A 25,775-nucleotide genomic window follows, 5' to 3' on the forward strand; every position below is an offset into this window, starting at 1 on the left:
TGCAGTGCGTATGCCCATATGTCGCTGCGTCATGGCTAACCCGATCGGTGAAACCATCGATCTGGAGAGAGGCTATGAGTGCCCTAGTGTATAAATTGACCGTCGTTCATCACAGACTGGACGACCAAATTCGCCAAGAGCTAAAGCGGCGATTTCCCGATGGTATCCGGCTGCTGCGGCTGAAGAAGCTGAGGCTGGCGGTCAAAGATCGACTGCATATGCTGGCCCGCTTCCCCAAGCGTGGAAGGGATTGAGCCATGCGAAGCGCAGAAGCCGTCGCCGCTATGCCTTGTCCGATCTGCAAGACCGGGCTGACCTTGTCCAACCGCCAGGGCGTCGAAATCGACTATTGCCAGACGTGTCGGGGCGTCTGGCTCGACCGCGGCGAACTAGACAAGATCATTGAACGCAGCGTTGAAGATGCGGTGCCGGCCCGGCGCGAAGCCGAGCCAAGGTCGGACTACCGGCCAGGCGGTTATCGCGACGACGATGACGATCACCGCTACCGTCACGGCAAGCGGAAGAAGTCATTCCTGTCGGAGATGTTTGACTAACGATCACCACCACCGACCTAGGTCGGTGGTGGCCTTCTCGTGCCAAGCGATCCGGAACCCTTTGATGGCTGAGCGATCGGCCGTGATGTCGGATCAAGACCAAACCGCTCGGTGATGAGCGATTAGATCGGATCGGACACATGGAATTCCTAGGATACATCTGGCTCGACAAGCCGCTGTGGATGTGGGCTGCTTTTCTCGCGATCGTTGTGACGCTGCTCACGCTCGACCTCGGCGTGCTGCACAAGAAGCAGCGCGAGATCGGCGTCACCGAAAGCCTGACGCTCTCGGCCGTCTACATCGTGCTCGGGCTCGGCTTCGGCGGCTGGGTCTGGTGGTACATGGGCGCGACCGCCGGCATGCAGTATGTCACCGGCTTCGTCATCGAGAAGAGCCTCGCGATGGACAATGTGTTCGTCATCGCGATGATCTTCGCCTATTTCGCGGTGCCGCGCCTCTACCAGCACCGGGTCCTGTTCTACGGCATCCTCGGCGTCATCATCCTGCGCGCCATCATGATCGGGCTCGGCGCGACGCTGGTCGAGCAGTTCAGCTGGGTGCTGTACGTCTTCGCGGCTTTCCTGATCTTTACCGGCGTGAAGATGTGGGCGCTCGCCGACAAGGCGTATGACGTAGGCGCGTCGCCGGTGCTCCGCTGGGTCAAGCGGCGGTTCCGGGTGACCGACGACCTCCACGGCGAGCGCTTCTTCGTCAAGCAGGCGGATGCTAAGACCGGCAAACTCGCCTGGTATATGACGCCGCTGTTCCTGGCCCTCATCATGGTCGAGGTTGTCGACCTCGTGTTCGCGGTTGATTCGGTTCCGGCGATCTTCGCCATCACCACCGACCCGTTCATCGTCTACACCTCGAACATCTTCGCGATCCTCGGCCTGCGCGCGCTCTACTTCGCGCTCGCGGCGATGGTCGACCGCTTCCACTATCTCAAATATGCGCTCGCGGTGCTGCTGGTGTTCATCGGCTCGAAGATCTTCGTCGCCGATGCGCTTGGCCTCGCCAAGGTCCCGCCGGCCGCATCGCTGTCGATCACCTTCGCGATTCTCGCAGTCGGCGTCGGCTACTCGCTCTGGAAGACACGTGGCAGGGCGATCGCGGAGGTCGGGTCCAGGCAGCCGTGAGCGACAGGTGCCCCCCGGCCGGATTTAGGCGTGTTCTGGAGCCTGCTGAAGACGCGGGGAGCCGCCCCGGCCGACACCGCACTAACTGTTCCCTGACCCTTGCGAACAAAGGAGAGTTCCTATGCAGGACTTCATCGCCGCCCTGGTCTCGTTCTTCCTGATCGAGCCGCTCCAAGCAGAGATGGCCGAGAGGCTTGCGGCCGCCCAGGCGCCACAGGCCGTGGTCGCCGAGTTGACCGCATGCGCTCGGAGCGGCGCGCCCACGCTCCTGGAGCGTGCCACGAACGATCCGGCATGGGCGGCTTCGAACGCCGTCCGGCTCTGGGCGGGCTGGGTGCGCCCCGACCAGGTGCTCGTCGAGGCCGCGCCCGGCTGCGCGGCGGCCGTCGAGGCGGCGCGACCCTTCCTAACCGAGCCGTCGTCGTGACGGCCGCAGAAGCGGGGTCTCACATCACGACCTTGACGATACAGGCTTGTGTCCATGGCCGGCTTCCTCGTTTTCGATCTGTTAATCGTCGGTTTCGCGTGGGCCCCGGCTTGGCTGTGGTGCCTGGCGAGCCGGCACCGGGTGCGGCGGGTCAGCCGGCACGAAGTGCTGGATGCGGCCGACATCAACCCGCTCATGACCGCTGAACCGCAAGCACTCACGACGGCGTGCCCGGCGGTGCTGGCGGCCGCCCGCCTGGGTTTCACTGCGCGCTCCTACAAGGGTGAAGCAGCGACTCTGGATGACCTGTGCCGATGCTTCGTCAACTTGAGTATCTCGTCGCGCTTGCCAACCTCAGGCACTTCGGGCGCGCAGCCTATGCCTGCCACGTCTCGCAATCGACGCTCAGCCAGCAGCTGCGTGCGCTGGAGGATCGGCTCGGAGTCGCGCTGATCGAACGAAGAACCTCGGGGGCGGAGTTGACCCCGATCCGGGGCTGCTTACGGGGATGTCTATCGGACGATTGCCGACCGGATTCAGACAGAGGCTCGCCCTCTGATCGGGTGACTGCTTGCCGCTGCGGAGGTAACGATAGCCTGGGGCTATTGCTCCGCGCGAGAAATCGGATTGGCCGCCAATCGCGGCTAAGACTAGATTGGTTGTCGCGGACCGGGCCCCTCTGGTGGCTGTTCCCCCTGACAGCTGCGATGTCGGACCGCATCGAGCCAGCTCGATGCAGTTCACGCCCCCGTTGCTGCATCGTGGCTGGCCCGATCGATCGAACCATCGATTAGGAGAAAAAGCCATGAACGCACTCAATTACCGACTGCTCCTTGTCCACAGCAAGCTGGACGCCGAGGTGCGTCGGGAGCACAAGCGGCGCTTCCCGAACGCGTTGCGGCTGTTGCGGCTGAAGAAGCTCAGGCTCGCAATCAAGGATCGCATGTACCGGCTCGCGTTCGTCCACCAAACTGGGGCGGCATGAGCCATGCGAACCGCAGAAACAGTCGCCGCGATGCCCTGTCCGATCTGCAAGACCGGGCTGACTTTATCCGATCGCCAAGGCGTCGAGATCGACTTTTGCCCCACTTGCCGCGGCGTGTGGCTGGACCGTGGAGAGCTGGACAAGGTCATCGAACGCAGCATCGAAGATGCGGCGCCGGCCCGCCGTGAACCGGCCCCCCCGGGCCGAGGCTACAGGCCGAGTGGATATGACGACGACGACGGCCGCTATCGCCATGGCAAGCGGAAGAAGTCGTTTCTGTCGGAGCTGTTCGACTGAAGGGAGCAGCCGCTTGCGTCGAGCAGGCGGCGTCTCTCCTTCCGCGACCCTATCGACGCCGCAGTATCTAAACCGGCGACCTCGATATTGCATCCCTCATCATGGTCGATCTCCGCAGCTCATGCACAACCACCGCCGAGCTTGTTCCTAACTCAGAGCCGCGTGACGCGGTCAATGTGAAGCAGCCGATCAATTGAGGAGATAAGAGAATGGCTTTCAAGGATGTCCTGCTCCAGTTGAGCAGCTATCCCGAACCGACCCCGGCTGCGGCGATCGAGCAAGCGGTCGGCTTCGCTGAGGCGCTGGGCGCGCACATCTCGGCGCTGACTTTCAAAATAGAGATTCCGAACGCCGGCAACGCACTGGCGAACGCACTGCTGAACATCCCGGGCATGATTGCGGCCGAGCGGCAGAAGAGTGTGGCGAATGCCCAAAATCTGGTCAGTGTGTTCGAAGGCATGGCGACGCAGCGTGGCGTTGCACACGACCAGATCGTCGGGTCGTGCCCGAGCTCGCAGCTCGCGGCCATCGTGACTGAACACGCCAGGATGCACGATGTCACGATGATCCCGATCGGCGAGCAGGCTCTTCAGCAATACGTCGCCGAGTCTGTGATATTCGGCTCCGGGCGACCGACGATCGTCTTCCCGGAAGTGCCGAAAAGCAGCAATTCCTTTCCCCTCGACGTGGTCGGTGTGGCTTGGGATTTCAGCCGGGCCGCGGCGCGGGCGGTGGCCGATGCCCTCCCGGTCCTGCAGCGCGCCAAGACCATACGGGTGGTCACGATCACACAGGAGAAGACGATCGACACTAGGCACTCGGGCGAGGATTTGGCGAAGTATCTCGCCTGGCATGGCATCGAGGTTGTCCTGGAGGAAGAAGGCGCCGCCGGCCGCACGATCGGACAGGCTCTAGAGGAATATGCAACCGCACACGACCTCGACCTGCTCGTAATGGGAGCCTACGGGCACTCACGGATGCACAACTTCATCCTGGGCGGCGCGACAAAGACCATCGTCGCCAACCCGCCGCTGCCAGTGCTCCTCTCACATTGATGCTGCGTCCGCGGCTGCGCAACGCGAGAACCAGGACGACACCACCACGAGCCCATTGGCGCAATCGCAATTGGGGCCGCTCGCCACCGTCTCAGGCACTCCCGAAAGGTCCGGGCCCCGCTAGCGGTCGAACATGGACGCAATGAGGAGCCTGTAACCCATTCAACGGGTGCTCCCAAACACCCGAAAAGTAAGGATTACCCATGGAACTGCTCACCGATATCCTGACCAGCGATTTCCTTGGAAAGTCTGCTTGGCTTTGGTTCGCCTTTCTCGGCGTGGTCGGCGCGCTGCTCGCCTTCGACCTCGGAATACTCCACAAGCAGGACAAAGAGCTCGGTGTCGGCGAAAGCTTGTTCTTGTCCGCGTTCTACATCGCGATCGCGCTGGTGTTCGGCGCCTGGGTGTGGTGGTCCATGGGCCCGACCTCTGGCATGGAGTATTTCACGGGTTATGCCCTCGAGAAGGCGCTTTCGATCGACAATGTCTTCGTAATCTCGCTCATCTTCGGCTACTTCGCCATTCCCGCCAAATACCAGTACCGAGCGCTCCTCTGGGGCATCCTCGCGGTGCTGGTCTTGCGCGGCATTATGATCGGGCTCGGCGCAGCGCTCGTACAACAGTATGAATGGGTGCTCTATATCTTCGGCGCCTTCCTGATCGCCACGGGGATCAAGATGCTCGTCATGGGAGAGAGCGAGCAGGACGTGTCGAAGAATCCGATCGTGCGCTTCCTGTCCAGGCGCATGCGGGTCTCGGCCGAGTTGCACGGTTCGCACTTCTTCGTCCGCAAACCCGATCCGGAGACGGGGAAGCTCGCGCGCTTCGCGACGCCTCTGTTCCTGGCGCTCGTCGTGATCAACATCGCGGATCTCGTGTTCGCGGTCGACTCGGTGCCAGCAATCTTCGCCATCACGACCGACACCTACATCGTGTTTACGGCCAATATCATGGCGATCCTCGGTCTCCGCGCCCTCTATTTTGCCCTCGCTGCGATGGTGCACCGCTTCGAGTATCTGAAATACGCGCTCGCCATCGTGCTCGTTTTCATCGGGGCCAAGATCTTCTGGAATCAGATCGTCGGCAAGGTCGATCCCGCGATCTCGCTCGGAGTGACCTTGTCCATCATCGCAGCCGGCGTCCTGTTCTCGCTCTGGAAAACCCGTGCGGCCACGACAGACGAAGCCGCTCGCCACCGCCTGACAGCTTCGCTCCCGGATCCCATCGGGAAACGTCCCTCCGCTCGCCCTGCCGGAGACGATTGATGACTATTGATGTCCTATCTGCCGCCATCAAGGACACCTCTGCATCCTCCGGCGCCCCCGCCTGGTGCATTGATGTCGATACTCGCGACAACGTTATCGCCCGTCGAAACATACTTGCCGCGCTATGGGCCGGGCGCCTCATGGGCTTGTCTGACGTCACGATAACGACCTATGCGGTCGAGGTGCATCTTGCCGACTGCGAGGTGCGCGGCGACATGGTCGTAGTCGAAAAGCTCACGCGCGACCTGAATGATCGCGGGTTGCCGATCCCAGCTGAAGTGGTGCACGAGAAGCTGTGCTCCTTCCATCGCGAAGCACTCCTTCAGACGCACACGACTGACTGATATCTAGGCTCGGCTCGGCCTCACTCGTGCGGTCTGCGGTCGCGTGGAGGGCTTGCAGACATGAAACCAAAGGATCGAGACCAATGACGGCGCGCACCGAGAAAACGCGCAGACCCGAAGACAATCTGCGCCGTATTGCGCCGCGTCAGGCGGGCCCTATCGGCAAGCTGCAGGAAGTGCTGGAATCGGCTCGACTTCAGAGCGCGATCATTGTGCTGATTGTGATCAACGCAATCACGCTGGGCCTTGAAACAAGCCCAACGATCATGGGGTCGATCGGCGCCGAGTTGATGTTGTTGGACCAGATCATCCTGGGCGTGTTCGTCGTTGAACTGGTGGCCAAGCTGCTTGTCTACCGAACGCGTTTTCACATGGACCCATGGAACCTGTTTGATCTGGCAATCGTGACGATTGCGCTACTGCCTGCGACCGGCAGTCTCTCGGTCCTGCGGGCGCTCAGAATCCTGCGTGTGCTACGACTGGTGTCGGCGGTGCCGTCGATGCGGCGGGTGGTAGGTGCTTTGCTGGCCGCCGTGCCTGGAATCGCTTCTATCCTCGGGCTTCTGTCGCTATTGTTCTACGTTTTCTCGGTGATGGCGACCAAACTGTTCGGGGCCGACTATCCCGAATGGTTCGGCTCGATCGGCGCATCGGCCTACTCACTGTTTCAGATCATGACCCTGGAAAGCTGGTCGATGGGCATCGTCCGCCCGGTGATGGAGGTCTACCCACTGGCATGGATCTTTTTCGTGCCGTTCATTCTGGTGACGTCTTTCACTGTGCTGAACCTGTTTATCGGCATCGTGGTTGACGCCATGCAGCGCCAGCACGAAGCAGGAGAAGCGGATGCACAGAAAACCCTGGCTGAGAAAAATCAGAGCGAACGGGCAGAAATCCTTGCAGCACTTCGATCGCTTCGGCTCCAGATTGCTGAGCTTGGCAGCAAGTCCAGCGAGCGATGACCAACTTCGAGCGAACGCGCTCAGACACCAGATCGGCGTGCTGTCTCAAAGCAAGCAATAGCTCGCGCCCTCGATCTGGCTGTCGAACTTGGCTTCGGACGCATCCGCAAAGTCCAAGAGAACATTCCCTGGCGTTGCGAGGCGGCCCACGTGCCTGTCATCTGGGCGACCCAGGTCTTGGCTGGGATGGTCGAACAAGGAGCGCCCAGGCGGACGGAAGCAACCGACGCGGCCAGGGGGCAGCGCGCCGAATGGGTGATGCTCAACAAGGACCATTCATCGTCGAAGCAGGGCGTTTCCTCGGCGATGTGCTGCGCCGCATAGATCGCCACCAGTCGAAGAAGACGGTGAGACTCGAGCCGATGGGCGTCCGGATGAGACCGCAAGGCGCGCGTCAGACGCGGGAAGCGGGGCGAAGGTGACCCGAGTGAATGAGATAATGCTTCCTAAACCCGACGACTGGCACGTGCACCTTCGCGATGGCGATATGCTGCGCATGGCGCTGCCCTGGACGGCACGCACGTTCGGACGCGCCATCGTCATGCCGAACCTCGATCCGCCGGTGACGACGGCCGCCCAGGCGGCCGCCTATCGCGATCGGATCCGGCGCGTGTTGCCCGACGGCTCGAGGTTCGAGCCGCTGATGACGTGTTTCCTGACCGATGAGACCGGTCCCGAAGACGTCGCAAGAGGCTTCGCCGAAGGGGTGCTAACGGCGGTCAAGATGTATCCGGCGCGCAGCACCACGAACTCCGCCGCCGGCGTGACCGACATTCGCCGGGTCTACCGGGTGTTGGAGCGGATGCAGGGCGTCGGCATGCCACTTTTGCTCCATGGTGAGGTGGCCGATCAGGAAACGGACGTTTTCGACAGGGAGAAGGCGTTCATAGACCGGGTGCTTGTCCGGCTGCGAGCCGATTTCCCCGCGCTGCGGATCGTCTTGGAGCACATTACGACCGCCGAAGCCGTGGACTACGTGCAGCACGCCGAGGGTCCCATCGGCGCCACCATCACGGCGCACCACCTCATGATCAACCGCAATGCGATGTTCGCAGGCGGCATCCGGCCGCATATGTACTGTTTGCCCGTGGCCAAGCGGGAGGGCCATCGCCTCGCATTGAGGGACGCCGCGACCTCGGGCGATCCCCGGTTCTTCCTCGGCACGGATTCGGCGCCGCACCTGATCCAGGACAAGGAATCGGCATGCGGCTGCGCCGGCATCTTCAGCGCGCCGGTTGCGCTCGAATTGTACGCCCAGGTCTTCGAAGAAGAAGGGGCGCTCGATCGGCTCGAAGCCTTCGCTTCGCTCAACGGCGCACGGTTTTACGGCCTGCCGCCGAACACCGAGACAGTCACGCTCGTGCAATCGCCGTGGCAACCGCCAGAATTGCTGCCGGTCGGCGAGGCTGATCACGTGCGTGTATTCTGCCCGGAGGGCAAAGCTCGTTGGCGCCTGCTCGAACCGGCGGACTGAAAGAGCTTGATCCCAGTTCAATGAGGGAACCCGACCCATGGCACATCATTTCGACAAATCCAGACTGCCAAGCCGCCACACGACAGTCGGCCCCGAGCGGGCGCCGCATCGGTCGTTCCTCTACGCCATGGGATTGACCGATGCCGAGATCGCACAGCCCTTCGTCGGTGTCGCCACGTGCTGGAACGAGGCGGCCCCGTGCAACATCACCCTCAGCCGTCAAGCGCAGGCTGTCAAACTGGGCGTCAAGGCGGGTGGCGGCACGCCGCGCGAGTTCACCACCATCACCGTGACCGACGGCATCGCCATGGGCCACCAGGGCATGAAGTCGTCGCTGGTGAGCCGCGAGGTGATCGCAGATTCGGTCGAACTCACCATGCGCGGCCATTGCTACGACGCGCTGGTAGGCCTTGCCGGGTGCGACAAGTCACTGCCCGGCATGATGATGGCCATGGTCCGCCTCAACGTGCCGAGCGTGTTCATATACGGCGGTACGATCCTGCCGGGGCGCTTCCGCGGCAAGGACGTCACCGTGCAGGACGTCTATGAAGCGGTGGGCAGCTACCAGGCCGGCCAAATCTCCGAGGACGAGCTACACGCTCTCGAATGTGTCGCTTGCCCTTCCGCTGGTTCGTGCGGCGGCCAGTTTACCGCCAACACCATGGCTTGCGTCTCCGAGGCGCTCGGCCTCGCACTGCCCGGTTCGACCGGTGCGCCGGCACCCTACGAGAGCCGTGACGCCTTCGCGGAAGCGTCTGGCAAGGCCGTGATGAACCTGTTGGCTCGCGACCTCAGGCCGCGCGACATCGTCACCCGCAAGGCGCTGGAGAACGCCGCCGCCGTGGTGGCGGCCTCCGGCGGGTCGACCAACGTGGCGCTGCATCTGCCGGCAATCGCACACGAGGCGGGCATCGACTTCGACCTGAATGCGGTTGCCGAGATTTTCAAGCGCACACCCTATATCGCCGACCTCAAGCCTGGAGGGCGCTACCTCGCCAAGGATCTGTTCGAGATCGGCGGCGTGTCGGTGATCCTGAAGGCGCTGCTCGACGGCGGCTACTTGCACGGCGACTGCATCACGGTGACAGGCAAGATGATCGCCGAAAACCTGGCCGACGTGGTCTTCCCGACCAACCAGGACATTGTTCGCCCGATCTCCGACCCGATCACCACCACCGGCGGCGTAGTCGGTCTGCGCGGCACGCTCGCCCCGGAGGGCGCGATCGTCAAGGTGGCCGGCATGACGGACCTCAAGTTCCGCGGGCCGGCCCGGTGCTTCGCCTCCGAGGAGGCGGCTTTCGACGCCGTGCAGAAGCGTGAGTACAAGCCGGGCGAGGTCATTGTCATTCGCTACGAAGGGCCGAAAGGCGGTCCCGGCATGCGCGAGATGCTGGCGACCACGGCGGCGATTTACGGCCAGGGCATGGGCGACAAGGTGGCGCTGATCACGGACGGACGCTTCTCCGGCGCCACGCGCGGCTTCTGCGTTGGCCATGTCGGCCCCGAAGCAGCAGTTGGCGGCCCGATCGCTCTGCTGAAGGACGGAGACATCATCACCATCGATGCCGAATTGGGCACGCTCGATGTCGAGTTCTCGGCCGAGGAATTGGAGGCTCGCCGCAAGGAGTGGCGCCCGCGCCGTCACGATTTCCAGTCGGGTGCGCTATGGAAATTTGCGCAAACCGTGGGGCCGGCGGCAAAGGGCGCAGTCACTCATCCCGGCGCCACCGCCGAGACGCATACCTATGCCGACATCTGAGAGCCGGCTGCACCAGAAAGGTTGTCAGCGGCCCATTTGCGATGGGTGCACCGCGTCTCGCCAACTTGGCCAAGCCCGACGCAGAGCAAGGTATCCACAATGGCCCTTGGCGACGTTGAGAAGCCGTAACCCGCGCGGCGGCACAATTTCAAGAGTTGGAAGCTTTAGCTTGAACCGCCCCGGTTTGTCGGAGGCTCCAACTCTTGAGAAGGTGGAGCGATGACGAGCAAGACGACGAACAAATTTTCGCCTGAGGTGCGGGATCGTGCAGTGCGGATGGTGCTGGATCATGAGCCGTAGCCCCCGTCTCGCTAGGCAATCATCCTGTCGATCGCCGCCAAGATCGGCTGTACGGGGTGGGCGCTGAATGAATGATCGCAGTGCATCTGGCCAATGCCGGATACGCTCGGCGGTTCACGCAAGCCCAAGGCGGCGTTATCAGAGTGCACCAGCGGAGACATAGTTATCAGTTTCATCTACGGTGGGGCACCACTTCGTCGGAGGACGATGGGATGCACATGCGTATGGCATCGCGTCGCAAGGTTGGCGGTCGCAGCCTAGCGTAGGTGGCGCCCCGCCCTAGATAAACATAACGAATACACATCGCCGTTTGCACTCCTATAGAACCGCCGCCGCGCGCCGGTAGCCGCCCTATGGCGTAGTGCGACGCCGCTGATTATTCGAGAAGCATCGGGGGTAGGATCAACGGCCCACACTTTCGAGCCTCCCGATGGCAAGTTGCCTCTGCCGCCGCCGTAGATACCGCTTGGTCGGATTGCGTAGTGCAATTACCTCGGCAGATGAGGGGAACGCGATTGAATCCTTGGCCAGTGATACCCGCCGACGTTGTTGCCTGGTTCCGTGGCGTCTTCGCGGACGCAAACCGCCACGTATGTGAGCGCCTGGCCAATCTCCCCAATATCCGCGAGACATCGCTCGATGACGGATTGATTGAAGCGCTGATCCCCAACAGTGCGCCGACGCTCCTGCCTTCGGGCGCGATCATCCGCATGGATACTCACAACATCGGTGGTTTGCGGCGCCTAGGCGCTCCCCATTGGGATTGGGATTTTCCGCAACGCCGGCGTTGGGAAACGGCGGATATTGCGATCCTCGTCTTCGTCTATCGACAAGACAAGCTGGTGGCGAAGAAGATTGGCCTGCTCCAATCCAAACGCCTCTTTCCGACTAACCATGATGTCGAAGACGAAGATGAAATTGGTTTCCTTCATGGCATGAATGCGTTCATCCGCCGCGATGGGCAGCAAGCAGCCGCCGCACTCCACCGAACCTACAGCTTCGACGAAACCTGCACCTTCGCCGCAATTCAGGCTGGACACCGACAGGTCGAACTGATCGACACGCTCAATCGGGATTTCGGCAAGGCCGTCTTCTACCTGCTCTACGCACCGCCTGAGCTTCCCTACGCAGTTACCTACCCCCTGCGAAAACGAATCCGCGTTGGCGACATGCCGGTCGGAAATCGGGTGGTCGATGCCGACAACCTCCACCGCGCTCTTGTCGAACTCAATGACGGCCAATCTCCCACCTTCAGCCTGCTGAAATCCGCCTGCGTCGGGCGGGATTGGCCGCTCGAAACCTGGGCTGCCGATCTGCTGCTGACCTGTCAGGTTGGACAGCAGTTCGATGACAGCAATGACGATCGCGTCCGCTATTTCCTCGAACGCCGATCGGGGCCCATTGGGGCGGCTCTCGCTGCATCAATTACCCTGCCGGACGAGGCCTGAACCGTGCGAAGTGGCGATATCCCCTTCAAGTTCGATCTGACCGATCTCCTCGCCCGCGCTCGCCGCCAAGTCGCTGGCCGGATAGGTGACGTCACCTTGAACTTGCCTTTCATCAGCATTGCGGTCAGCCCTAAAGATCGCGAGCGCCGTGTGGCGCGCGAGATCGTCCTCCGTTTGCGCGATCGGCGCGTCCTATCTGCGTGGGAATGTTGCGACGATTGCATCGAGAGAGCTCTCACTTCGCTCAAGGAAATCCGCCAGTTGATCGTCGACAAAGAGGTGGAACTCGCCGAGTTGCAGGACGGACCGCTGTTCCTTCTGCTCGATGCGATGGCGACTGGTATTCGACAGTTTATGACTTACGAGGAGCTGTTGCGGCGCGACAAGGATGCGCCCCCGCATCCACGTTTCGGCGAGTTTCATCGACCGCCGGACGTGCGCCAAGCCTATTTCGACGGCCTCGAAATCTTACGCGGACACCTGAGCCGGTGTCTCGGGCAGATCGCGCTCATTGCCGGCATGCCCGTGCCGACCGAAGGCATCATTGAGAACTACCAGGGGCCGTGGCAGCTAGAAGCCTACGAGGCGCCGCCTCTGCTGCCACCACCCCCCGAATGACCTGCGCTACGGCTGCTCGGAAGCCCAGGCGCTTACAACGGTGGCGTCGCTTCCCGCACCTGCCGATCACAAGGTTGAGCCTAGAGAACCATTAGAGAACAAAATCTGCTGGCGAAGGCTTGTGGATCGGTTAGGCATGGGCGGATGGAGAGCATAACGAGCCCGAGCGAGCTATCGAGCGATGACTTTGTGCGGCGCTTCGCGCTGCGCCCCGGCCAATTAATGTGGCTCCTTGGCGCGGGTGCGTCGGTTTCAGCCGGCATCCCCAGCGCTTGGGATATGATCTGGCAATTCAAGCAAACGTTGTTCGTTGCCCAACGCAAGGCGTCGCCGCAGAGTGTCGCCGATCTCGGTAATCCTGCGATCCGCGCGCTGTTAGACTCGCACATTGCGAGTTCCGAGCGACTACCGTCTCCGGGTTCACCGGATGAATACGCGGCGCTCTTCGAAGCAACCTACCCGGTGGAGCGCGAAGATGCCTGCGCGAGAACGTATGGCACAACGGGCACGTTGAGCGTCGTTGCACTCGACGCTCCGGAACTGGCGGGGCAATTGATCGGCGCGCAAAAATGGCCCATCGCAGTGAAGCTGCACGGCGATTTCCGCTCGCGTCGGCTTAAGAACACGACCGATGAGCTGCGCCAGCAGGATGCGGCGCTTCGTCAGCAGCTCGTGGATGCCTGCCGACGATCCGGCCTCGTAGTCGCCGGCTACAGCGGGCGCGACGATTCAGTGATGGACGCGCTTGAAACGGCGCTCAATCAGCCGGGCGGTTATCCTGGCGGACTGTTCTGGCTGCATCGCGGTAGCGATCCACCGCTCGGGCGGGTCATCCGACTTCTCCAGCGCGCCAGCGACGCGGGCGTTGAGTGCGGGCTGGTGCGGATTGAGAGCTTCGATGAGATATTACGTGATCTCGTGCGGCTGCTGCCCGCGCTCGACACATCCGCTCTCAACGCGCTGGCAACAGGACGGTCGCGCGTGTCGGGCGCTCCCGAGCCCTCGGGCCAGCGGGGCTGGCCCCTCATTCGGCTCAACGGGCTTGCCGTCACCATCCCGGCCAATTGCCGCAAGCTGGTATGCACGATCGAGGGTGTCGCAGCGGCGCGTTCGGCGGTCGCCGAGGCGAACGCGCGCCTGATCGTGACGCGCACGCAAGCGGGCGTGCTCGGTTTCGGCAGCGATGCCGAGTTCCGTCGAGTGTTCGACCCGTTCGGAATCACTGCGTTCGATCTGGCCACCTTCGAGAAGCGGCGCCTGCGCTATGAGTCCGGCGAACGCGGCCTGCTACGCGATGCCTTGGTAGAGGCGCTGTGTGCCGCCAAGAATGTTCGTGCGATCCGCCGCCGCAGCGCTGATTTGCTCGTGCCAGTAGATCCCGCCGACAGCGCATGGGATGGGCTTCGCGCGATAACTCATCAGACGACTGGCACCGTGCCCAAACACCCGGACCTGAAATGGCACGAGGGGGTCGGGGTCCGGCTTGACTGGGCAGACGACGGTCTTTGGCTGCTGCTTGATCCAAAGATCGTGTTTGAGGGTGTCACGGACGCGACCAAAGCGATCACCGCCGACTTCGCGCGCGAACGGACGGTGAAGCGCTATAATCGTGATCTCGATCGGCTTATCGATTTTTGGGCAAAGCGCCTTGCCGGCGAAGCGCTTCTGGCGCTGTCGATTGGCGACGGGATCGATGCTCGCTTCGCAGTCGGGAAGAACACGGCCTTCTCCAAGCTGGTGCAGCCATGACGAGCGAGATCGCCCCGACCATATGGTATCCCGAACCCGAGCTGGTGTTCCATCCCGAGCGAACGAGCGAGCGGGACATTCATCCGCTGCGCGGGCTCAAGCGGTTCGGCCCCCATTCGCGCGGTTTGGTGCAATCGCCGATCCGGGTAGCGACGCTGGCCCCGAAGGGCGAGTCCGAGCGACTGTTCGCATTCATGCGTGAGCTGAGCCAGAGCGTGCGCCCGGTCGAGCGAACCGACTATCTGCCGGATTGGCCGGGCTTCAATACCGTGTTCGACATGCGCGTGACGGCGGCAACCAAGAAATGCCGTGTCGAGCTGGACGGATCGTTTGAGAGCGAAATGGCACAATCGGCGATGCCGCACGTGTTGCTCGCCGAACAGCTCGTTCGTGCGATCCAGCCCCTTGAGGCGTTCCGCAGCGACTTCGATGTCTTGTTCATCTACCTACCGCAGCGGTGGGAGCGTGGCTTCTACGGCGCGGGGGACGATTTCGATCTCCACGATCATCTCAAAGCCTATACGGCCGCGCGCGGGATGCCGATCCAGATCGTGCGCGAAGACAAGGCGCTCGCTTATCGCTGCCGTGCGAGCGTGATGTGGCGAGTCGGGCTGGCGCTGTATGCCAAGGCCGGCGGCGTTCCCTGGCAGCTAGCCGACGTGGACCCAGAAACAGCCTATATCGGCATTTCCTATGCGGTGCGGTCGAACGGTGCCGACAAACCGCGATTTGTGACTTGTTGCAGCCAGGTGTTCGACGCGGAGGGCGCCGGCTTGGAGTTTATCGCCTACGATACCGCCGATGTGCAGGTGCAACGCGATAATCCCTTTTTATCACAGGCTGAGATGTTCCGTGTCATCACGCGGTCGATGACGCTGTATCGTCACCGGCATGGCGGACGCTCGCCGCGCCGGGTCATGGTCCACAAATCGACCGAGTTCAAAGACGCAGAAGTGCTCGGCTGCTTCGAGGCGCTACCGCTGTGCGAGGCGGTCGATTTGATTCAGGTGGTCGAGGATGTGGGCTGGCGCGGCGCGCGTTGGGAACGCGACCAAGCCAATTCGGGAGGTAAGGCGGCGGCGTTTCCAATTAAGCGTGGCTCACTGATCGGGCTTGGCGAGCGCGAGGCACTACTGTGGATGCACGGTGCCGTGGAGACTTTGGGACCGAAAACCTATTTTCAGGGTCAGCGCGGCACGCCGCGTCCGATCCGACTTGTCCGCCATGCCGGGCACGGCACGTGGGACGACAGCGCCCGCGCGGCGCTCGCCTTGTCGAAGATGAACTGGAACAATGACGGGCTGTATGATCCGCTACCCGTAACGATGAGTTATGCGAAGGTGCTGGCGCGCGTCCTCAAGCGCATGACGAATCTAGGCAGCACACCCTACCAATTCCGATTCTTCATGTAGTGAAAGTTCGTTGCACCCCACAGGATTCGAACTTTTTGCCGTCGATGGCCGCCGTGCCTACGATCGTGTTAACACTGAGTTTTCGCTGATCGTAGCCTGTGCGGCTGACGCGCACAAACGGCGGCCGGCGGCGGAATTTGGTGCCCCGTGCAGGATAAACATAACGAATACATCCCGTTGTTCCTACTACCGTAGCGCCGCCAAACACCGAAACGAGCCAGCGATCGTCGCCGTCGAACGTCGCTTGCGCTTCGCCCGCAATCCGCACCCTTCCTGAACCGTTGCAGGATGGAGATATACGTGTTTCATTTAAACATCGGAAATGATACATATGCGTTATGGACGCTTCGCAAGACTCCGAGCATTGGCTAGCATTGCTGCACCAAATCCCTGCGAAGCCGCCCTATCTGCGTGTGAAAATCTGGCGCCGCTTGCAGGCGATTGGCGCAGTGCCGCTCAAGAACGCTGTTCATGTGCTCCCCCGTCGCGAGGAGAACGAAACCGCATTTCGCGATCTGCTGGCAGAGATCACGACCAGCGGCGGCGAGGCGGTGCTGATCGACGCGCAGATGATCGAAGGCCAGAGCGACGTTGAGCTGCGCCAGCTTTTCGACGCTGCGCGGGATGCCGATTATGACGAGCTGGCCCAAGCCGCACGGCAGTTGCTCGACACTGGGCCGGCGTCGGGGACCGAGATCTCAAAACTCCAGCGACGGCTTTCTGAGATTGTCCGGCTCGACTTCTTTGGCGCGCACGGTCGTCAAGGTGCCGAGGCGGCGCTGCGGGATTTGGACGAGAAGCGTTACGCCCATCCCGACGTCGGCCGCACAGGCGAAGCGGCTGCGGTGTCGCCCGCTGACCTCAAGCATCGCGTCTGGGTGACGCGGCGCGGCGTCCACGTCGATCGCATCGCCTGCGCTTGGCTGATCCGACGATTCATCGACCCCCACGCGAGCTTCAAGTTCGTCGATGGCAGGAGCTACACGTCCGATGCCGGCGAGCTGCGCTTCGATATGACCGATGCCGAGTTCACCCATGAGGGCGATCGGTGCAGCTTCGAGACCCTGCTGCTACGCGCCGAGCTGGACGGCGATCCGGGATTAGCCGCGATCGGGGAGATCATCCACGACCTCGACATCGGCGACGACAAGTTTGAGCGGCCGGAAACGCCGGGACTCAGCGCGATGCTGTCAGGCGTGTGCGCGACGTTCGATGACGATCTCCAGCGCATCGCCGGTGCCGGCGACGCGCTCGATGGCTTCTACGCCTACTTCACCCGGCAAAACCCGTGAAGTCGGGAGTCAGCGCAAGGCACTCGGCCCTCGGCCGAGAGATGACTGTTATAGCTTGAGGAACGTGGTGAATGCAGACAAATGTACCGAGCGAGGCTGTAGGTTCTGCGGAAGGTCAAGGCATTTTGCCGCAGCTTTCGTATGCACAGATCTTCGCCAAGTTCTTGCGGTTCGGTTTCCTGGCATGGGGTGGCCCGATCGCCCAAATCGCCATGATCCGCCGCGAGTTGGTCGACGAGGAACACTGGGTCTCAAGTGCCAGGTTCAACCGCATCCTAGCCGTGTATCAGGTGCTCCCCGGTCCGGAGGCTCACGAGCTATGCGTCTTCTTCGGCACGCTTCCTAAAGGAAAGCTCGGCGGTCTTCTTGCAGGCCTGGGATTCATGATGCCGGGCTTTGTCCTAATGTTCGCGCTGTCCTGGCTGTATCTCTCCACCGGGATCATGCAGACTGCCGCCGCAACCGCGGCATTTCTCGGAGTGCAACCGGCCGTCATCGCCCTGATCGTGCGCGCCGTGCACCGGATTGGCGGTCACATCCTGCTCGACCGCTGGCTTTGGGGTATCGCGGGCGTCGCCGGCCTAGCGGCCCTCGTCGGCACGCCGTTCTGGCTCACCCTGCCGATCGCGGGCCTCGTCTATATGTTCGCGACGCGCCGTCAGCGGGTGACGGCCGGCCTGCTCATGGCCGTGCTCGTCGGGCTCGGGCTCTACTTCGCCTGGGTCACTTTCGCCGGTCCGGTTGGTGGAGATGCGGTCTCGGCGCAACCCGTCGCAAACCAAGAACCGTCGCTGCTGGATCTTTTCATCTCGGGCCTCAAGGCCGGGCTCCTCACCTTTGGCGGGGCCTACACAGTCATCCCGTTCCTGCGTGTCGATGCGGTTGGCAATGGATGGATGACGGATGCGCAGTTCCTCGACGGGCTCGCCCTATCGGGGATTCTGCCGGCACCCCTGATCATCTTCTCGACGTTCATCGGATATTTCGGCGGCGGCCCACTCGGAGCGATCGTGATGACGATCGGCATCTTCCTGCCGGCATTCAGCTTTTCTCTGTTCTTTCATGACCAGCTTGAACGGCTGGTGGACAACGAAAAGATCAAGACCTTCCTAGAGGGAATATCAGCAGCGGTCGTCGGGCTGATCGCCGCCACGACGCTGGAACTAGGGCAAAAGACTCTCGTGAACGTGCCCGGCGTGGTGATCCCGCTCGCGATCTTCGCCGTCGCCCTCGCGCTCCTTTACGTGTTCAAGGCCAAAACGACGATCCTGTGGGTTGTTCTCGCCGCGGCGGGGGCGGGCCTCGTCCTGTTCGGATGATCGCGACGCACCGTCACTCTTACGCAGCCTAATCAATCATATTGGAAAGGACCGAATGTGACGATCGACAATCTCTCCCGACGCAGTGCAATCGCAACCCTAGGCATAGGAGCCGCCGCCATGACGATCAACGAAGCCTCCGCCCGGACGCCGGTCGCCGCGCCGTCGACCGTCCCCGCCTTTGCCGGCAACCATCAAATCAAGCCGCTCAAGTTCGATCCGGCCAGGCTTGAGGGCTTGTCCGAGCGATTGATCACGTCGCACCACGAGAACAACTATGCCGGCTCGGTCAAGACGCTGAACGCATTGCGGCCACGGCTGGCCGCCGCGCTCGCCGATACCGAAGCGCCGCCTGCCATCTACGGCGGCCTCAAACGCGAGGAACTGCACCGTACCGGCTCGGTGGTGCTGCATGAAATCTACTTCGACGGGTTGGGCGGCGACGGCCGGGCGGCCGGTTCGGTCCGCGACGCCATTGACGCCGCCTTCGGCTCGTTCGCGACATGGGAGGCGGAATTCCGCCGCACCGGCATGAGCCTTGCGGGCGGCTCTGGCTGGACAATCCTCGCTTACAACGTCCACACGCGCTCGCTCAACAATCATTGGGCTTGGGATCACATGCACGGCGCTGCGGCCGGCATACCGCTGCTCGCGCTCGATATGTATGAACACAGCTTTCACATGGATTACGGCACCCAAGCCGCCAGGTATATCGACGCGTGGTTCAAGAACCTCGACTGGGAAGCGACCGACCGCCGTTATGCGCAGGCGATCGCCACCGCCAGCGCCTGAGTTGGAGAGCGGCGATGAACGGGAGGCGAGTGAAGTCGGCCTTGACCACTTGCCCCAAGATCGGCCTGTTGTGGCGAACCGACCTCCCCACCAGCCCTGCGGACGTGCAAAGCGCGCGCCAGTGGCCGATCATGGCAGCGCTGCGTGAGTTGGGCGGTGAGGTTGAGGCGATTGGATATGCCGACGAGACGGCTGGTACAACGCGCGACCGTCTGCTGACGTGCGATGGCGTGATGGTCTGGGCCGACCCGATCAGCGACGCCGGTGACCGCTCAAGGCTCGATCCGATTTTGCGCGAGGCCGCGGCGGCGGGCGTCTCGATCAGCGCGCATCCCGATATCATCGCGAAAATGGGCGTGAAAAGCGTGCTTCACGCCACGCGGGCGCTGGGTTGGGGCACCGACACACACCGCTACGCCGATCTGGAGGAACTGCGCGCGCTGCTTCTTGAACGCCTGGCTTCCGGGCCGCGTGTGCTCAAGGAAAATCGGAGCAATGGCGGCCGGGGCGTGTGGCGGGTCGAAGTTGCTGACCGGGGGGGTGGCGCCCAACCGATCGTTTCGGTCCTTCACGCCGCGCGGGACAGCGTTCCGTTCAAGATCCCCCTCGATGCCCTGATCGCTCGGTTCGCACCCTATTTTGAGCGCGGCGAATGCCTCATCGACCAACCGTTCCAACCGCGGCTCGGGGACGGCATGATCCGCTGCTATGTGAGCGAGGGCACGGTCGTCGGTTTCGGCCACCAACTGATCCGCGCGCTATTGCCGCTACCCGCGGAAGGGGTCGATTCTCCGAAGGCGCAGCCGGGGCCGCGGGTCATGCAGCCTGCCGACGCCGGCGCTTTCCAGTCGCTCAGAGACGATATGGAACAGTCGTGGATTCCCGGGTTGCAGCACATCCTCGCCATCGAGCATGACGAGCTGCCGCTCCTGTGGGACGCGGACTTCCTCTACGGGCCGAAAGACGATCGCGGCTCGGACAGCTATGTCTTGTGCGAGATCAACGTCAGTTCGGTCGCGCCGTTTCCGCCCAGCGCCGTGCGACAGGTGGCGGATGCCGCATACCGTCGCGCGGTCGCGGCGCACGAACGCCGTGTCGCCGGCCGAGGAACCACGGCTTCGCCGGCATAAACGTTCGCACGTTCCGGGATACGTTAGTCGGTCGCTGGACCAGCGAAGCGCCTTTCGTCACGCTCAGTCAACTTGATCCAGTATTCGAGCCGCCGTCACCGCCGGTGCCCGCGGCAATCTGATTTCGACCGCCAGCCCTGGCTGGAGCCGCGCAAAGGCCAGCGCTCCACGGTGCAGTCGGGCAACGGCGTCGGCGATGGCGAGGCCAAGGCCGTTGCCGGATGCACGCCGCGCTCGGTCCAAGCGCCCGAACGGGCGCAGCATCTCGGAGACCTCGCAATCGGATACGCCGGGACCGTCGTCGGCGACCGCCATCGTCAACGTGTCGGCCTGCTCGGTGACCGAAACATCGATACGAGCGTGCTCACCGGAGTATTTGAGCGCGTTCTCAATCAGGTTGGCGAGCGCACGCGCCAGCAGGTCGGCGTCACCGGCGACCAGCGCTTCTCGCGCTAAGCTCACAGAGATGTTGCGGCCGGAAGCCTCGATCTCTGCACGATAGGCATCCACCACCCGGTCAACGATCTCCGCCAGGTCGATAGGCTGAAATCGCGCGCGCGCGTTACCGGCATCAATCTCCGCTAGATCCAGCACCGCACTGAACAGCCGAAGCGCCTCGTCCAGCCCGGCCAACGCCTCACCCAGCGCCGCAGACCTGAGCTCTTCATCGTGCTGTGCCAACGCCAATTCAACAGAGTGCCTCACCCGCGTGAGCGGCGTGCGCAGGTCGTGGGCGACCTCCGCCGACACGCGACGGATCGTGGCTACCAGCGTGTCAATCCGATCGAGCATACGGTCGATGGCCAACGCGAGTTGATCAAGATCGGTGCGCGCATCGACCGGAGCGCCGGTCCGCGCCGAGAGATCGCCACGCTCGACTGCTCGGACGGTAACGTTGATCCGCTTCATCTGGCGCAGCGTCTGCCGCGTGGCGAAGAGGCCTGCGATGATGCCGAACACCAACGCGATTCCGCCAGCGGTCAGAATGGCCCCGAAAACAGCGTCGCGGATTGCTTCGCTTCGCTCCATATCCTCCCCAACGATGAGAAGGGATCCATCGGGAAGGCGTCGCGTCATCGCCAGCAGATGGACGCCCTCGACGCCGGGTTGCGGCGGAGGCTGGTCGATAAAGTGCCAACCGACCTTTCGCGGTACAATTTGGATGTCGCCGATCAGCGTGCGTCCATCTGGCCCAACTAAATAATACTCGGGCGACCCCGGCCGCTCGGCCTTCGCTCGAATTATTTCCAGTGCGCGATCAAGGCCTCCCCGTTGCGCTTCGAGGGCGATCACGTGCGACTCCAGCTCGATGCGATTTCGAGCCTCGCGCTCAACCACCCCGCGCGTTGCGATCCAGCCGCCGAGCGCGCCGGCGACCATGCTGATGACGAGCAGCAGCGCGTTGAGCGCAACAAGACGGGACACCGTCGAGCGCAACAGCCGGCTAATCACTCCAAGCGGCATAGCCTTCTCCACGAACGGTATGGATCAGGGGGGGATCGTCACCGCGATCGATCTTTGCCCGCAGCCGACTGATGTGGCTTTCGACGAGGTTCCTGCCAGGATCGAAACGGAACTTCCACACGGTCTCCAGCAGCATCAACCGCGTAAGCACGGCCGGCGAGTTCAGCAGTAGTTCGAGAAGCTGGAACTCGCGTGGGATTAGTTCGATGGGCGTGTTGCCTCTCCGCACCGTCCGAGCGAGACGGTCGAGTGTCAGATCGCCCAGCGAGAGGATGCTGGGCGGGCCGGCCGCCCGGCGCTGCAGCGCTTCAACGCGCGCGACCAGTTCGGCGATCGCGAACGGTTTGACAAGATAGTCGTCGGCTCCACCTTCAAGACCTTCGACTCGTTGGCCCACGGAGCCTAGCGCCGTGAGCATCAGCACGGGTGCTACGACTTGGCGACGGCGCAGCTCGGTGACAACCGATAGCCCATCCATCTCTGGCAGCATTCGGTCAACGATCAGCAACGCGTGAGCACCGCTCACGGCGCGATCAAGTCCGCTTTTTCCGTCGTCCTCCCAATCGACGGCGTGACCGCGAGCACGCAGCGCTTCAACAACGGCGCTCCCCGTGTCCTCGTCGTCCTCGATCAGTAGTAGGCGCATAATGCCCGAGGCATCTCCTCTGTTGTTTGCGCCGACCATAGCCGCGTGCGAGCAGTGCCGACAGTGCGCCAATGTCGTTTGCCGACGGCTGCGTTCGCACAAGAGTTCGATCGCCTTCTAGTGCAGAATGCCGCCAGCGGACCTTGTGAATCTACAAGGTGCCTTGCGGTCGGCGCCGATGCATGAGTGTCGCAGCTTTGGCGTGCCCGAGGAGGCATCGACCATGATCTCATTATGCATCAGGAGTTGAAGCAAAACTATGCGGACGGTGCTGTTATCGGGGTTGGCCACGCTGCTACTAGCCGCACCTGCTTGGGCGGCACCGGACTGGGCGAAGGTTGACGCCGCGCTGGGACGCCCCGGCGTCGAGCAGCCGGACGGAGTTCGTCGCTACGGATTTCCTCGCTCCGACCTGCGCGTTGTTCTGGATGGCGTATCGATAGAGCCTTCGCTGGCGCTCGGCTCCTGGGCCGCGTTTCAGCCTATGGGGGACGAAGTGATGGTAATGGGCGATCTTGTGCTCACGCACGAGGAAGTGAACCCTGTGATGACGCGCCTTTTGCAAGGTGGATACACCATCACCGCGCTCCACAATCACCTGCTGCGGTCCGCGCCCGGCACCATGTACATGCACATAGCTGCGCATGGCGATCCGGTAAGGCTGGCGGCGGCGCTGCGCCAAGCCATTTCCGCAAGCCGCACACCGATCTCTCCACCGTCTCCTGGAGCGGGAGCACCGTCTCGCCTCGATCTAAACTCCGATGCTCTGGACGAGCTGATGGGAGCCGAAGGCAGGGTCAATGGTGGCGTTCTGCAATACAGTATTCCCCGTGCGGAGCGGCTCATGGATGGCGGCATGGTGACGCCTCAATCAATGGGAACTGCGACCGCAATCAATTTTCAGCCCACCGGCGGCGGCAAGGCGGCGATCACGGGCGATTTCGTCCTCATCGCGAGCGAAGTAGACCGCGTCCTTCGAGCGCTTCGAGCGAACGACATCGAAGTCACAGCGCTTCACAACCATATGTTGAACGACGAGCCGCGCCTGTTCTTCCTGCACTTCTGGGCCAATGACGACGCGGCAAAGCTGGCGCGCGGTCTCCGCTCGGCACTCGACACAATGAACAATCGAAAAAACTAAGAATCGGACGACGGCCAGTCGGGCCGCGACCGCCGCCCGTTCATCCCCCGGCCCCGAAGGAAGTGGAACGGAACATGGCTAGCAAACGAACTCTCGTCATCGGAGCCAGCGCTGCTGTGTTGACGGTGGCAGGCGTGGCGCTCGCGGCGCAGCAGAACCATGAGGCGAACGAGAACCGCATTATCGGCGAGCATAGCGAGAAGGAAGTCGCACTCGACCAGGTGCCGGCGGCCGCGATGAACGCCGCGCGCACACGACTCGCGTCTGTCCGCGAAGCCGAGCTGGTAACCAGAAAGGCGGACGGCAGCACGCTCTACGAGATCGAAGGCAAGGATCAGGCTGGCAAGAACGTGGAGCTGTTCGTTACGCCGACAGGCCAAATCCTCGGGAATGAAAACGACAGCGATGAGGATGGCGACTGAACTCTCAGTCGTCTGAATGGGCCTGAATGGGGGTAAGGCCCATTCTTTGAAAACACCATCCGAGGATCAAATATGTTTAGGACTGTCGGTTATTGCATCGGAGCGTGTGTATCATCCGTCGTGCTCGCTGCTTCGAGTTATGCGCAAGAACAACCGATTCACACAAACGGCTCTGAACTCGTTGCAAGCTGTCGCGCCAACAACCCAGCGTGCGGCGCATACCTTCAAGGCGTGCTGGACATGATGATAGTGGCGCGGGGTAGCGAGTGTGGGGCGCCGCGTTACGATCGGAATAGATTGCGTTCAGCCTATCTGCGCTGGGCAGAAGACAACAGCTACTTCATGGACGTTCACATGGTTGCTGGCGCCGAACAAGCATTGGCTGAAACTTGGCCTTGCGCGCCGCGACGATAGGAAGAAGTTGCATCATCCCAATCGCTCCACAGCGGCGCTCAGATAGGAATTGTTTCTGGCAGGTAGCTGATATCACCGAACGGAGTAAGGAGTTCTGCTTGCCCTTTGAAATCCGCCAGCTTCGTTATGCTATCGCCGCGGCGGACCATGGTAGTTTTTACAGAGCCGCCCGGGCACTTGATATTGAACAATCGACCCTCAGTCGCTCCATCTCGAAGTTGGAGCGCTCGATCGGAATGTCTATCTTCGAGCGGTCGCGGGCTGGGGTCAAAACGACGCTGGCCGGAGCCGCGTTCATTCGTGGCGCGCGACCAATGGTGGCAACGGCAGATAAGCTAGTCACCATGATGCTCGCAGCCGGCCAGGGCCGCGCTGGCGGTCTATTACTCGGGTACAATAGCTCGGTCTCCGCCGGCAATCTCCGGGCGACCCTCATTAGCTGGCGCGAGGCGCATCCTGACGTCGAACTGGAATGCGTCGAGGCTGATCGCAGCGTTCTGCTCGCTGGGCTCGACACGGGCGAAATCGACGTAGCGATCCTGATGGGGACGCCCAGCCACAACGGATTTCGCTGCGAGCCGCTATGGAGCGAGCGGATGCTAGCCGCGTTGCCCGCCTCGCATCCGTTGGCTAGACGGGACATAATTCACTGGACGGATCTTCGGGGCGAGCACTTCCTTCTGCCCGCGGCCGATCCCGGCCCTGAAATCCGCGACATGTTGCTTGGCAGACTTCCAATCTCGGGCGGTAAGCCTGACATCCGAATGTCGCGGGCGAGCCGTGAGACCGTGCTGAGCATCCTCGGCGTCAACTCGGGTGTTACCATTGTCTGCGAGGGATCGACCGGAGCGACCTATCCTAGTGTCGTCTATCGGCCGATTCATGGCGAACAAGGACCGGCACTGACCGGATACTCGGGTTGCTGGCGAGACGACAATCGCAATCCAGCGTTGCGGCGCTTTCTTGGATTTATCAAGGCCCGCTATGCGCTCTCTTTTGATTTCTCGCCAAGATTCCAGTAAATTAGGCGGCCAGTCGGTGGAGTAAATTTTTGATGTCGCAAGGCAGGACCATCATCATCGTGCTTGTCACTTTGGTCATCGGCTTCGCAGGTGGCTTTGTCTTGCGGCCGGTCATCGCCCCCCTTAGCCAAACAGCCGTCGCCGTCAGTCCGGCCCCGGCCGCGCCGCAGCCGACCGCAGCGCGCGGGACGCAGTATTTTGCGGCCAATATCGACGAGGCTCGGCAGATCGTAGCAGCGTGTCGAGACGGTTCGGTGCGCGGTGATGAATACGCCAACGCCGAGCAGGCAGTTATCGAGGCCGATAGCCGCGATCGCTTCAAGCGTTTCACCGGCAACTGAGAAGCCG

General features: G+C 62.2%; 30 protein-coding genes. 27 read left to right on the top strand and 3 right to left on the bottom strand.

Annotated elements, in window-relative coordinates; genetic code table 11:
* The first annotated feature begins 74 nt into the window (after window positions 1-74).
* From BSL82_RS14710 to BSL82_RS14795, 18 genes are all read left to right on the top strand, one after another.
* Window positions 75-254: a DUF465 domain-containing protein gene (locus BSL82_RS14710; protein ID WP_046193828.1), complete on the top strand. Its 180-nt coding sequence runs from the start codon at window positions 75-77 to the stop codon at window positions 252-254.
* A 3-nt stretch (window positions 255-257) separates the two neighbouring features.
* On the top strand, window positions 258-554 hold the full coding sequence (locus BSL82_RS14715) for a TFIIB-type zinc ribbon-containing protein (protein WP_046193829.1): 297 nt from the start codon (window positions 258-260) through the stop codon (window positions 552-554).
* A gap of 140 nt (window positions 555-694) precedes the next feature.
* On the top strand, window positions 695-1,690 hold the full coding sequence (locus tag BSL82_RS14720; protein WP_046193830.1) for a TerC family protein: 996 nt from the start codon (window positions 695-697) through the stop codon (window positions 1,688-1,690).
* A gap of 121 nt (window positions 1,691-1,811) precedes the next feature.
* Entirely contained in the window at window positions 1,812-2,117 is a 306-nt protein-coding gene (locus tag BSL82_RS14725) for a hypothetical protein (protein WP_046193831.1), read from the top strand.
* Window positions 2,118-2,431: 314 nt separating this feature from the next.
* A complete protein-coding gene (locus BSL82_RS21840; RefSeq protein WP_083579234.1) occupies window positions 2,432-2,911 on the top strand; it encodes a LysR family transcriptional regulator in 480 nt (159 codons plus the stop codon).
* An 11-nt stretch (window positions 2,912-2,922) separates the two neighbouring features.
* Window positions 2,923-3,102, top strand: a complete 180-nt coding sequence (locus BSL82_RS14735; protein ID WP_046193833.1) for a DUF465 domain-containing protein — start codon at window positions 2,923-2,925, stop codon at window positions 3,100-3,102.
* A 3-nt stretch (window positions 3,103-3,105) separates the two neighbouring features.
* Entirely contained in the window at window positions 3,106-3,399 is a 294-nt protein-coding gene (locus BSL82_RS14740) for a TFIIB-type zinc ribbon-containing protein (RefSeq protein ID WP_046193834.1), read from the top strand.
* 209 nt (window positions 3,400-3,608) lie between these two features.
* Complete coding sequence (locus tag BSL82_RS14745) at window positions 3,609-4,454, top strand: universal stress protein (RefSeq protein ID WP_072598060.1); 846 nt, start codon at window positions 3,609-3,611, stop codon at window positions 4,452-4,454.
* A gap of 203 nt (window positions 4,455-4,657) precedes the next feature.
* Window positions 4,658-5,719, top strand: coding sequence for a TerC family protein (locus tag BSL82_RS14750; RefSeq protein WP_083579235.1), 1,062 nt, complete (start codon window positions 4,658-4,660; stop codon window positions 5,717-5,719).
* The gene (locus tag BSL82_RS14755) at window positions 5,719-6,063 is read left to right on the top strand and encodes an ATPase inhibitor subunit zeta (RefSeq protein WP_083579236.1); all 345 of its coding nucleotides are present in this window, start codon (window positions 5,719-5,721) and stop codon (window positions 6,061-6,063) included. Before BSL82_RS14750 ends, BSL82_RS14755 begins: the two co-directional genes overlap by 1 nt.
* 83 nt (window positions 6,064-6,146) lie before the next feature.
* Window positions 6,147-7,025: an ion transporter gene (locus BSL82_RS14760; RefSeq protein ID WP_083579237.1), complete on the top strand. Its 879-nt coding sequence runs from the start codon at window positions 6,147-6,149 to the stop codon at window positions 7,023-7,025.
* 57 nt (window positions 7,026-7,082) lie between these two features.
* Window positions 7,083-7,349 (top strand): pyruvate kinase, encoded by a 267-nt coding sequence (locus BSL82_RS20600; RefSeq protein ID WP_226998708.1) that lies wholly within the window; start codon window positions 7,083-7,085, stop codon window positions 7,347-7,349.
* A gap of 115 nt (window positions 7,350-7,464) precedes the next feature.
* Window positions 7,465-8,499 carry a dihydroorotase gene (gene pyrC / locus BSL82_RS14770; protein WP_046193837.1) on the top strand — a complete coding sequence of 345 codons (1,035 nt, stop codon included), beginning with the start codon at window positions 7,465-7,467 and terminating at the stop codon, window positions 8,497-8,499.
* A gap of 37 nt (window positions 8,500-8,536) precedes the next feature.
* The gene (gene ilvD / locus BSL82_RS14775; protein WP_046193838.1) at window positions 8,537-10,258 is read left to right on the top strand and encodes a dihydroxy-acid dehydratase; all 1,722 of its coding nucleotides are present in this window, start codon (window positions 8,537-8,539) and stop codon (window positions 10,256-10,258) included.
* Window positions 10,259-11,088: 830 nt separating this feature from the next.
* Window positions 11,089-12,006, top strand: a complete 918-nt coding sequence (locus BSL82_RS14780) for a hypothetical protein (protein ID WP_072598061.1) — start codon at window positions 11,089-11,091, stop codon at window positions 12,004-12,006.
* Between the two features lie 3 nt (window positions 12,007-12,009).
* Window positions 12,010-12,624: a DUF6650 family protein gene (locus BSL82_RS14785; protein WP_054725869.1), complete on the top strand. Its 615-nt coding sequence runs from the start codon at window positions 12,010-12,012 to the stop codon at window positions 12,622-12,624.
* A 510-nt stretch (window positions 12,625-13,134) separates the two neighbouring features.
* Complete coding sequence (locus BSL82_RS14790; RefSeq protein ID WP_226998484.1) at window positions 13,135-14,373, top strand: SIR2 family protein; 1,239 nt, start codon at window positions 13,135-13,137, stop codon at window positions 14,371-14,373.
* Entirely contained in the window at window positions 14,370-15,785 is a 1,416-nt protein-coding gene (locus BSL82_RS14795) for an argonaute/piwi family protein (RefSeq protein WP_072598063.1), read from the top strand. The genes BSL82_RS14790 and BSL82_RS14795 overlap by 4 nt, the downstream gene beginning before the upstream one ends.
* On the opposite strand, the gene BSL82_RS20605 is transcribed toward BSL82_RS14795, so the two are convergent.
* The gene (locus BSL82_RS20605; RefSeq protein WP_158010924.1) at window positions 15,778-16,053 is read right to left on the bottom strand and encodes a hypothetical protein; all 276 of its coding nucleotides are present in this window, start codon (window positions 16,051-16,053) and stop codon (window positions 15,778-15,780) included. The two genes, BSL82_RS14795 and BSL82_RS20605, sit on opposite strands and share 8 nt — an antisense overlap.
* Window positions 16,054-16,198: 145 nt before the next feature.
* Between BSL82_RS20605 and BSL82_RS14800 the strand changes: the two genes are divergently transcribed.
* From BSL82_RS14800 to BSL82_RS14815, 4 genes are all read left to right on the top strand, one after another.
* The gene (locus BSL82_RS14800; RefSeq protein WP_226998485.1) at window positions 16,199-17,077 is read left to right on the top strand and encodes a chromate resistance protein ChrB domain-containing protein; all 879 of its coding nucleotides are present in this window, start codon (window positions 16,199-16,201) and stop codon (window positions 17,075-17,077) included.
* A 71-nt stretch (window positions 17,078-17,148) separates the two neighbouring features.
* Window positions 17,149-18,396: a chromate efflux transporter gene (gene chrA, locus BSL82_RS14805; RefSeq protein ID WP_083579238.1), complete on the top strand. Its 1,248-nt coding sequence runs from the start codon at window positions 17,149-17,151 to the stop codon at window positions 18,394-18,396.
* A gap of 120 nt (window positions 18,397-18,516) precedes the next feature.
* A complete protein-coding gene (locus BSL82_RS14810; RefSeq protein WP_193408585.1) occupies window positions 18,517-19,188 on the top strand; it encodes a superoxide dismutase in 672 nt (223 codons plus the stop codon).
* 14 nt (window positions 19,189-19,202) lie between these two features.
* On the top strand, window positions 19,203-20,318 hold the full coding sequence (locus BSL82_RS14815) for a Cj0069 family protein (protein ID WP_158010926.1): 1,116 nt from the start codon (window positions 19,203-19,205) through the stop codon (window positions 20,316-20,318).
* A gap of 63 nt (window positions 20,319-20,381) precedes the next feature.
* Here the strand turns inward: BSL82_RS14815 and BSL82_RS14820 are convergent, their stop codons facing one another.
* On the bottom strand, window positions 20,382-21,755 hold the full coding sequence (locus BSL82_RS14820) for a sensor histidine kinase (RefSeq protein ID WP_226998486.1): 1,374 nt from the start codon (window positions 21,753-21,755) through the stop codon (window positions 20,382-20,384).
* A gap of 7 nt (window positions 21,756-21,762) precedes the next feature.
* A complete protein-coding gene (locus BSL82_RS14825; protein WP_072598066.1) occupies window positions 21,763-22,428 on the bottom strand; it encodes a response regulator transcription factor in 666 nt (221 codons plus the stop codon).
* Between the two features lie 259 nt (window positions 22,429-22,687).
* On the opposite strand from BSL82_RS14825, the gene BSL82_RS14830 reads away from it, so the two are divergent.
* From BSL82_RS14830 to BSL82_RS14845, 5 genes are all read left to right on the top strand, one after another.
* Complete coding sequence (locus BSL82_RS14830) at window positions 22,688-23,569, top strand: DUF1259 domain-containing protein (protein ID WP_072598067.1); 882 nt, start codon at window positions 22,688-22,690, stop codon at window positions 23,567-23,569.
* 74 nt (window positions 23,570-23,643) lie between these two features.
* Entirely contained in the window at window positions 23,644-23,991 is a 348-nt protein-coding gene (locus BSL82_RS14835; RefSeq protein WP_072598068.1) for a hypothetical protein, read from the top strand.
* Between the two features lie 72 nt (window positions 23,992-24,063).
* On the top strand, window positions 24,064-24,405 hold the full coding sequence (locus BSL82_RS21845) for a Rap1a/Tai family immunity protein (RefSeq protein WP_226998487.1): 342 nt from the start codon (window positions 24,064-24,066) through the stop codon (window positions 24,403-24,405).
* A 98-nt stretch (window positions 24,406-24,503) separates the two neighbouring features.
* On the top strand, window positions 24,504-25,427 hold the full coding sequence (locus BSL82_RS14840; protein ID WP_072598069.1) for a LysR family transcriptional regulator: 924 nt from the start codon (window positions 24,504-24,506) through the stop codon (window positions 25,425-25,427).
* 32 nt (window positions 25,428-25,459) lie between these two features.
* The gene (locus BSL82_RS14845; RefSeq protein ID WP_072598070.1) at window positions 25,460-25,768 is read left to right on the top strand and encodes a hypothetical protein; all 309 of its coding nucleotides are present in this window, start codon (window positions 25,460-25,462) and stop codon (window positions 25,766-25,768) included.
* Window positions 25,769-25,775 lie beyond the last annotated feature (7 nt).

It is taken from the genome of Tardibacter chloracetimidivorans, from assembly GCF_001890385.1.
GTDB classification, from domain to species: domain Bacteria; phylum Pseudomonadota; class Alphaproteobacteria; order Sphingomonadales; family Sphingomonadaceae; genus Tardibacter; species Tardibacter chloracetimidivorans.